Raw genomic sequence first — 8,122 nt, forward strand, 5'->3', positions numbered from 1 at the left:
GACCAGCTCCTTGACGTCCGCCGGCAGCGTCTTGTCGAACTTGTGGTAGGGCGCCAGATGCGAGCCGCCCTTGGCCATGCGCGAGAAGTCGCCATAGTCCTGCGCGGTGAAGACGCCGGCCCTGACCAGTTTGATCGCCTGCTCGACCGTCGGATACATGTCCCAGACCGGGCCGGTGATGACCGTGTCGGGGCCGAGGCTCGACTGGTCGGACATGTTGGAGATGGCAAGGATCTTCTTGTCCACCGCCGCTTCGATGACGCCGAAGCGCTCGGCATAGATGACGTCGACACCGGCGTCGATCTGCGCGAGCGCCGCTTCCTTGGCCTTGGGCGGATCGAAGAAGGAACCGATGAAGGCGACCTTCTTCTTGATGTTGGGATTGACCTCCCTGGCGCCGGCGAAGAAGGCGTTGACCAGCCGGTTGACTTCCGGAATGCCCATCGCCGCGACGGCGCCGATCGTGCCCGACTTCGACATCTTGCCGGCGATCAATCCGGAGAGATAGGCCGGCTCGTGGATCCAGTTGTCGAAGACGCCGAAATTGGGTTCCGCCGGGCCGGCGCCGGAGCCGAACAGCCAGGCGGTCTTCGGGAATTGCTTGGCTGTGCGGCGCGATTCACGCTCGGCGGCGAAGGCATCGCCCAGCACCAGCTCATAGCCGCCTTGCGCATATTCGCGCATGACGCGGCTGAAATCGGCGGTCTGCACCTTCTCGGACCATTTGTATTCGATGCCGAGTTCCTTCTCGGCCCTCTGCAAGGCGACATGGATCTGGTTGTCCCACGGCTCCTCGATCGGCGTGGCGAAGATCGCCGCCACCTTCAGCTTCTTGTCCGCCGCGAAAGCGGCGCCCGGCAGCATCGCAGCTGCCAAACCAAGCGCGCCCAGCTCCAGCACATTGCGTCGCGAAAGCCCTTCGCGTTTTATCTGCGATTTATTGTTCCGGTTTTCCATTGCATTCCCCTCTGTTCGACAGCCGTGTCGAGCCGGCTGTTCGTGAAAATGTCAGACGGGGAAGTATGGAACGACGCCAGACTTTTGTCCACGTGGTCAAATTTGAACCGCGCACCGGATTCTTGATCTTAGCCGGCCAAGCAAGGGCCGCCGATCAAACCCGTTCCAGCGCGATCGCGATGCCCTGGCCGACACCGATGCACATCGTGGCAAGCCCATAACGGCCGCCACGTTCGCGCAGCTCCAGCGCCGCCGTGCCGGAGATGCGGGCACCCGACATGCCCAGGGGATGGCCAAGCGCGATGGCGCCGCCATTCGGGTTGACGTGTTCCGCATCCTCGGCAATGCCAAGCTGGCGCAGCACGGCTATGCCTTGCGAGGCAAAGGCTTCGTTGAGCTCGATGACATCGAACTGTTTTGGCGTCAGGCCAAGCCGCGCGCAGAGTTTTTGCGTCGCCGGCGCCGGGCCGATGCCCATGATGCGCGGCGCCACACCGGCGGCAGCGCCGCCGAGAATGCGGGCGATCGGCGTTAGGCCATATGTCTTCACCGCCGCCTCGGAAGCGACGATCAGCGCCGCCGCCCCGTCATTGACGCCGGAGGCATTGCCGGCCGTTACCGTACCGCCTTGCCGGAACGGCGTCGGCAGCTTGGCCAGCGTCTCGACCGTTGAGCCAGCGCGGGGATGCTCGTCCTTCGAGATGACCACCGGATCGCCCTTGCGCTGCGGGATCGTCACCTCTGTGATTTCCTTTGCCAGCCTTCCATTGGCTTGCGCGGCGACCGCCTTGTCCTGGCTGCGTACGGCAAAGGCGTCCTGGTCGGCGCGTGACACCGAAAAATCCTCGGCGACGTTCTCGCCGGTTTCCGGCATCGAATCGACGCCATACTGCTTCTTCATCAGCGGATTGACGAAGCGCCAGCCGATGGTGGTGTCGTAGATCTCGGCATTGCGCGAGAACGCCGTGTCGGCCTTGGGCATGACGAAGGGCGCGCGGCTCATCGATTCGACGCCGCCCGCGATCATCAATTCCGCTTCGCCCGCCTTGATGGCGCGAGCGGCTATGGTCAGCGCATCCATGCCGGAGCCGCACAGGCGGTTGACGGTCGAACCTGGAATCTCCTTCGGCAGACCTGCCAGCAGCAGCGCCATGCGCGCCACGTTGCGGTTGTCCTCGCCGGCCTGGTTGGCACAGCCATAGACGACGTCGTCGACAGCCTGCCAGTCGATGCCGGGATTACGCTCGGCCAGCGCCCTCAGCGGTATCGCGCCAAGATCGTCTGATCGTACCGAAGACAGCGAACCGCCGAAGCGGCCGATCGGAGTGCGGATGTAGTCGCAGATATAGGCCTCGGCCATGTCATGCAGCCTTTGCTTTTCCGGTTCCCTCATGCGCCGCCTTGGTGCGGGCCTGCAGGTCGCGCAATGTCTTGAGTTCGAGTTCGCTTGGCGCCGGTGTTTCGTCAAGCGCCTCCGCGAACTTTACCACCCAGCCACAGCTCTCCTGCACCTGCTGGCGCGTGACGCCGGGATGCAGCGACACGACAGTGAATTCCTTGCTCACCGGGTCCGGCTTCCAGATGGCGAGATCGGTGATCAGCAGCGTCGGGCCGGCGGTGTCTATGCCAAGCCGTTTTCGATGGTCACCACCCTCGCCATGGCCGAAGGAGGTGAAGAAGTCGATCTTCTCGACCATGCCGCGCTTGGTCTGCGCCATGGTGATGTAGATCTCCTTCGACGACGTCGCGATCTCCGGCGCGCCGCCGCCGCCGGGCAGCCGGGTCTTGGGATGGAAATAGTCGCCGATGATGGTGGTGTTGATGTTGCCGAATTTGTCGAGCTGCGCCGCACCGAGGAAGCCGATCGAGATGCGGCCGCCCTGCAGCCAGTAGCGGAACATCTCAGGCACCGCGACGGTGGTGATAGCGGTCTCGCACAATTCGCCGTCGCCGATCGACAGCGGCAGCACGTCAGGCGCGGTGCCGATCGTGCCGCTCTCGTAAATCAGGGTGATGTCAGGCGCATGCGTCAGCCGCGCCACATTGCAGGCGGCCGATGGCGCGCCGATGCCGACGAAGCAGACATCGTCGTTGCGCAGCGCGCGGCTGGCGGCGATGGTCATCATCTCGTTGGGGGTGAATCCCGGATTGTCGCTCATGCCGCTTTCCTCAAATGCTCGACCCGGGCCGCGAAATCGTCGGCGCTCTTCTCGATCACGTAGGCCTGCATCCACGCCTGGAATTTCTCGCGGTCGGCGGCGATCTCGTCCCATTCGAGATAGGCCGCATTGTCGCGCGCATAGTAGCCGTGCGCGTAGGACGGATGCGAGCCGCCGGGCACGACCGATATCGCCGCGATCGTCCAGCGCGGCAGCACGGTCAGATTGGGGTGCGGATCGTCGAAATTGTCGACGACTTCCTCGACGGTCACCACAGCGCGTTTGGCCGCCAGAACCGCTTCCTTCTGAATGCCGATGATGCCCTCGACCAGCACATTACCTTTCCTGTCGGCCTTCTGGGCATGGATGAAGGTGACGTCAGGCCGGATCGAAGGGACAGCGGCCAGCACCTCGCCGGTGAACGGACAGGTCACCGACTTGATATTCGGGTTGACCGCCGCGAGGCCAGCACCGCGATAGCCGCGAAACACCGCGCAGGGCAGGCCGGCAGCACCCGCTTCATAGGCATTGGCCATGCCGGCATGGCTGTGCTCCTCAATTTCGAGTGAGCGCGGAAAGCCGTTCTCGATGGCATCGCGGGCGCGCCGCAGCAGGCCGACGCCGGGATTGCCGACATAGGAGAAGACGATTTTCTTTGCCATGCCCATGCCGATCATCTGGTCGTAGATCAGGTCCGGCGTCATGCGGATCAGGGTCAGGTCGCGAAAACCCTGGCGGATCGCCTCATGCGCCGCCGCCGTCGGGATCAGATGGGTGAAGCCCTCGAAGGCGACGGAGTCGCCATCTTTCAAATTCTCGGCCACGGCCTGTTTGAGCGGCAGGAACTTGACCATCGCATCGGCTCCGGGTTTCAGAAAGTTCGTATTGCGAACATATGTTTTGTATGCGATACTTTCTACGCTGAGCGAGGGCGAGGAGTCAATCCTGACGCCGATGCCGTTCCGCGGAGACAAGATGGACGAAGCGGCTGTTTCCCGTGATCATGTCGGCTCGCTCGATCGCGGCCTCGCCGTCATGGAGATCCTGGCCCGCCATCCCTCGGGCATGACGCTGACAGAAATGGCGGAGGAAGCGGGCCTCACCCGCGCCGGCGCCCGCCGCTTCCTGCTGACACTCACCGCCACCGGCTATGCAACACAGGCCGGCCGCGTGTTCTCGCTGTCGCCGCGCCTGCTGACGGTTGCCCGCACCTGGCTCGGCGGCGCCTCGCTATGGGCCTTCGCCGCGCCCATCATGCGCTCTGTGGCAGCACAACTGAACGAGGCCTGCTCGGCGGCCATCCTGTCGGGTGAGGATGTCGTCTATGTCGCCCGCATTCCCGGCCGCCGCATCCTCAGCGTGTCGCTCGACGTCGGCACCAGGCTGCCGGCCTACTGCACCTCGATGGGACGCATCCTGCTTGCCGGCCTGACATCAGGGGAATTGGACGCATTCCTCGGTCAGGCGACCATCGAGAGACGGACACCGAAGACGATCACCGATATCAGGCTGCTGGCCGGCGCCATCGGCAAGGCGAAGGCCGACGGCTTTGCCATCGTCGATGAGGAACTGGAGCTCGGCCTGCGCTCGATCGCCGTGCCGATCCGCGACCGGGCGGAGCGCACAGTGGCGGCCATCAACGTCTCGACGCAATCGGCGCGGTTTTCGGTGACGGAGATGGAGCGGGAGATACTGCCGGTGCTGGTTGAGGCCAGGCAGCGCATCGAGGATTTTTTTGTCGTCTAATCAATCGCCCGAAAACTCTTCAAACGCCAGCGCCGCCCCTCATTGCCCTGCCGGGCATTTCTCCCCGTATAGTGACGGGGAGAAAGTAGCTGGCGCAACGCCATCGCCTTTCCTGCAACATTGGCGATACCGGCGACAACAGCGTCCCTCGCCCCGTTGACGGGGAGAGGATGCCGGCAGGCAGGTGAGGGGCAGTGCTAACGTCGACAATTGCCTCTGATCAATGCTTGATACGATCCCGCATCGCGTACCATAGCATCCCCAGCACATAGAGCGGCCCACGCAGCGCCGTGCCGCCCGGGAACGGCATCGGCGTCAGCGTCGAGAACAAGTCAAGCCGCGAGGCATCGCCAGTGATCGCTTCGGCCAGCAGCTTGCCCGACAGCGTCGACAGGATGACGCCCTTGCCGGAATAGCCATGCGCAAAATAGACCTCGCCATAGTGCCCGATGTGCGGCAGCCTGGATGTCGTCACCGACACCAAGCCGCCCCAGGCCTGATCGATGCGGCAGCCCTTGAGCTGCGGAAAGGTCTTTTCCATATGCGGCCGCACGAAGCCGGCAATATCGGCCGGCGGTGACGGCGTGTAGCGTTCGCCGCCGCCGAACAGCAGGCGTCCATCCGCCGACATGCGGTAGTAATTGACGACGAAGCGGGTGTCGGACACCGCGACATTGGCCGGGATGACATTGCGTGTGCCCTCCAGCGGCTCGGTGGCGACGATGTAGTTGCCGACCGGCATGATGCGGCTGTTGACGCGCGGCTCCAGCCCGTTGAGCAGAGCGTCACCCGCCAGCACGACATGTCTGGCCCGGACCGATCCCTTTGCAGTCGAGACCCGGATCGAAGGCTCGCGCTCCAGTTTCACCACCACCGAATTCTCGTGGATGATGACGCCGACCGCAACTGCCGCACGGGCAAGGCCCAGCGTGTAGTTCAGCGGATGCATGTGGCCGCCGAGCGGCTCGTACATCGCGCCATGGTAGGATGTGTCGACCTTGGCTCGGGCTTCCGCCGCCGACAGGATCTCGGCATGCGGAAATTTCATCACCGTGGCCAGACACTCGGCCTCTTCCTCGAGATCCCTGAGGTCGGAGCCATTGACCGCGCCGACCAGATGGCCGGTCAGCCTGAGATCGCAATCGATGGCGTGGCGCTCAATGATATCGAGCACCAGCCCGCGTGCCTCGAAGGCAAGATCGAACAGCACCTTTGCCCGCTCCGGCCCGTAGAGTTTGACCAGGCCCTTGGCGCCCTTGCGCAGGCCGGGGATCATCTGGCCGCCATTGCGGCCCGACGCGCCCCAGCCGATCTTGCCGCCTTCGAGCAGCACCACTTTCACGCCGCGCTCGGCGGCGTGAAGGGCGGCTGACAGGCCGGTGCAGCCGCCACCGACGACAACCAGGTCGGTGTCGACGTCGCCGACCAGCGCCGGATGGTCCGGCGCCGGATTGGCGGTGGCGACATAATAGGATTTGGCGATATCGAGGCCCGAATTGAAACCCGTTGAACTGGAAGCCATGTTCACACCTTCAGCAGAAGGTGGTCGCGTTCCCAACTCGTCACCACGCCCTGGAACAGGTCGAGCTCGACGCTCTTGACGCGCAGATAGGTCTGGAAGAAATCCTCGCCGAGCAGTTCCCGCACCGGCTCACATGCCTCGAAACGATCGAGCGCCTCCTCCATCGTTTTCGGCAGCGTGCTCTTGATCTTGTAGGCATTGCCCGACGCTTCGGCCGAGCGCGCCAGTTTCTGTTCGACGCCAAGATAGCCGGCAAGCAGCGAGCCGGCGATCGCCAGGTAAGGATTGGAATCCGCACCCGGAAGCCGGTTCTCCACCCGCCGCGCCGCGCGGCCCCCGGCCGGCACGCGCAGGCCGCAGGAGCGGTTGTCATGCGACCATTCGATGTTGGCCGGCGCGCTGTGGTTCGGCCTTATGCGGCGGAACGAGTTCACGTTGGGCGCAAACAGCGGCATGATTTCCGGGACATATTTCTGCAGGCCGCCGATGAAATGGCCGAACATTGCGCTGTCGGCATCGTCGCTGCCGGCAAACAAAGTCCTGCCGGCCTCGTCGATGACCGACATGTGCAGATGCATCGAGCTTCCCGCCTGTGCGGCGATCGGCTTGGCCATGAAGGTGGCGTGCATTCCGCTCTGCTGCGCGGCCTGGCGCGTCAGCCGCTTGAACAGCAGCACCTTGTCGGCCAGCGGCAGCGCATCGCCATGCAGGAAGTTGATCTCAAGCTGCGCCGTACCCGATTCATGGATCAGCGTGTCGAGCGGCAGGCCGGCCGCCGCCGCATAGTCATAGACTCGGCGGATCACCGGCTCGAACTCCTCGAGCGCGGCCATGTCATAGGGATGCTGCACACCCTCGGCACGGCCATTGGCGCCGATCGGAGCGGTCAGCGGCTGGTCCGGATCGGGATTGGGCGCGGTCAGATAAAATTCGAGCTCCGGCGCCACCACCGCCCGCCAGCCGCGCCTGGCGTAGAGGTCGAGCACGGCGCGCAGCACATGGCGCGGCGAGGCCATCCAGGGCCGGTCGTCCATATGGAAGGCATCGGCGAAGACATAGGCCTTGCCGGGAGCGGCACCCGGCGCCAGGCACAGCGTCGAGACATCGGGCACCATGCGCATGTCCGGGTCCGAATAGGCAAAACCCTCGTCGATCGAGCCGGAGTAGCGGCCGTCGATGCTGACCAGGAAAGCGCTGCTCGGCAGATAGAGCGCGCGATCTTCCAGCGCCTGGAGGAATTTGGCCGTCGGCAAGGCCTTGCCGCGCAGGACGCCGTTCGTGTCGGGCACCAGGCACTCGACTTCGTTGATCCCGTGCCGGGCCAGCCAGGCCTTGGCGTCGTTGCCGCTGGAGAGCGAGATATTCGTGTTGTTGTCAGGCATTTCGTTCATGTCCGTATCAAAGAGAGTATGGCTTGGGCGGCCACATCCGTTCCAGGTTTCAGCGCCATTTGGGCTGCATTGTCCTTGAGGCGGGCGCGCATGGCATCGTCGGCCAGCAGGCCGAGAATCGCTTTCTCCAACACTCCTTCGGTCCAGGCGTCGCGGCCGATATGGTCACCGACGCCGGTTTCTCCGGCGCGGCGCGCATTGTCGTGTCCGTCCCAGCAATAGGGCATGATCAGTGACGGCACGCCGAAGCGCAGCGCTTCGCAAAAGCTGTTGTTGCCGCCGTGATGGATGAACAGGTCTGACTTCGCCACCACCGAGGGCTGCGGAAACCAGGCGTCGAGATAGAC

8 protein-coding genes are annotated in these 8,122 nt (G+C 64.0%); 1 reads left to right on the top strand and 7 read right to left on the bottom strand.

Annotated elements, in window-relative coordinates; translation table 11 throughout:
• The 4 genes from EN984_RS14210 to EN984_RS14225 all read right to left on the bottom strand — a co-directional run.
• Window positions 1-957: BMP family protein (locus EN984_RS14210; protein WP_164765470.1), on the bottom strand; the 957-nt coding region annotated here is incomplete at its 3' end.
• Between the two features lie 154 nt (window positions 958-1,111).
• Complete coding sequence (gene pcaF, locus EN984_RS14215) at window positions 1,112-2,317, bottom strand: 3-oxoadipyl-CoA thiolase (RefSeq protein ID WP_127268262.1); 1,206 nt, start codon at window positions 2,315-2,317, stop codon at window positions 1,112-1,114.
• Window position 2,318: 1 nt separating this feature from the next.
• The gene (locus EN984_RS14220; RefSeq protein ID WP_127268263.1) at window positions 2,319-3,116 is read right to left on the bottom strand and encodes a CoA-transferase subunit beta; all 798 of its coding nucleotides are present in this window, start codon (window positions 3,114-3,116) and stop codon (window positions 2,319-2,321) included.
• Window positions 3,113-3,970, bottom strand: a complete 858-nt coding sequence (locus EN984_RS14225; protein WP_127268264.1) for a CoA transferase subunit A — start codon at window positions 3,968-3,970, stop codon at window positions 3,113-3,115. The genes EN984_RS14220 and EN984_RS14225 overlap by 4 nt, the downstream gene beginning before the upstream one ends.
• 121 nt (window positions 3,971-4,091) lie before the next feature.
• On the opposite strand from EN984_RS14225, the gene EN984_RS14230 reads away from it, so the two are divergent.
• A complete protein-coding gene (locus tag EN984_RS14230) occupies window positions 4,092-4,862 on the top strand; it encodes an IclR family transcriptional regulator C-terminal domain-containing protein (RefSeq protein ID WP_127268265.1) in 771 nt (256 codons plus the stop codon).
• Between the two features lie 220 nt (window positions 4,863-5,082).
• Here the strand turns inward: EN984_RS14230 and EN984_RS14235 are convergent, their stop codons facing one another.
• From EN984_RS14235 to EN984_RS14245, 3 genes are all read right to left on the bottom strand, one after another.
• Entirely contained in the window at window positions 5,083-6,384 is a 1,302-nt protein-coding gene (locus EN984_RS14235) for an FAD-binding oxidoreductase (protein ID WP_127271818.1), read from the bottom strand.
• A gap of 2 nt (window positions 6,385-6,386) precedes the next feature.
• Entirely contained in the window at window positions 6,387-7,766 is a 1,380-nt protein-coding gene (locus tag EN984_RS14240) for a glutamine synthetase family protein (protein WP_127271820.1), read from the bottom strand.
• A gap of 5 nt (window positions 7,767-7,771) precedes the next feature.
• On the bottom strand, window positions 7,772-8,122 hold a 351-nt coding region (locus EN984_RS14245), incomplete at its 5' end, for a nucleotide disphospho-sugar-binding domain-containing protein (protein ID WP_281057289.1).

Source organism: Mesorhizobium sp. M7A.F.Ca.CA.004.12.1.1, from assembly GCF_003997835.1.
In the GTDB taxonomy this organism is placed as follows: domain Bacteria; phylum Pseudomonadota; class Alphaproteobacteria; order Rhizobiales; family Rhizobiaceae; genus Mesorhizobium.

Excerpts from the sequence above, each read along its gene's own strand:
- pcaF (WP_127268262.1), bottom strand. The coding sequence starts at position 2,317 with ATGGCCGAGGCCTATATCTGCGACTACATCCGCACTCCGATCGGCCGC.
- EN984_RS14220 (WP_127268263.1), bottom strand. The coding sequence starts at position 3,116 with ATGAGCGACAATCCGGGATTCACCCCCAACGAGATGATGACCATCGCC.
- EN984_RS14225 (WP_127268264.1), bottom strand. The coding sequence starts at position 3,970 with ATGGTCAAGTTCCTGCCGCTCAAACAGGCCGTGGCCGAGAATTTGAAA.
- EN984_RS14230 (WP_127268265.1), top strand. The coding sequence starts at position 4,092 with ATGGACGAAGCGGCTGTTTCCCGTGATCATGTCGGCTCGCTCGATCGC.
- EN984_RS14235 (WP_127271818.1), bottom strand. The coding sequence starts at position 6,384 with ATGGCTTCCAGTTCAACGGGTTTCAATTCGGGCCTCGATATCGCCAAA.
- EN984_RS14240 (WP_127271820.1), bottom strand. The coding sequence starts at position 7,766 with ATGCCTGACAACAACACGAATATCTCGCTCTCCAGCGGCAACGACGCC.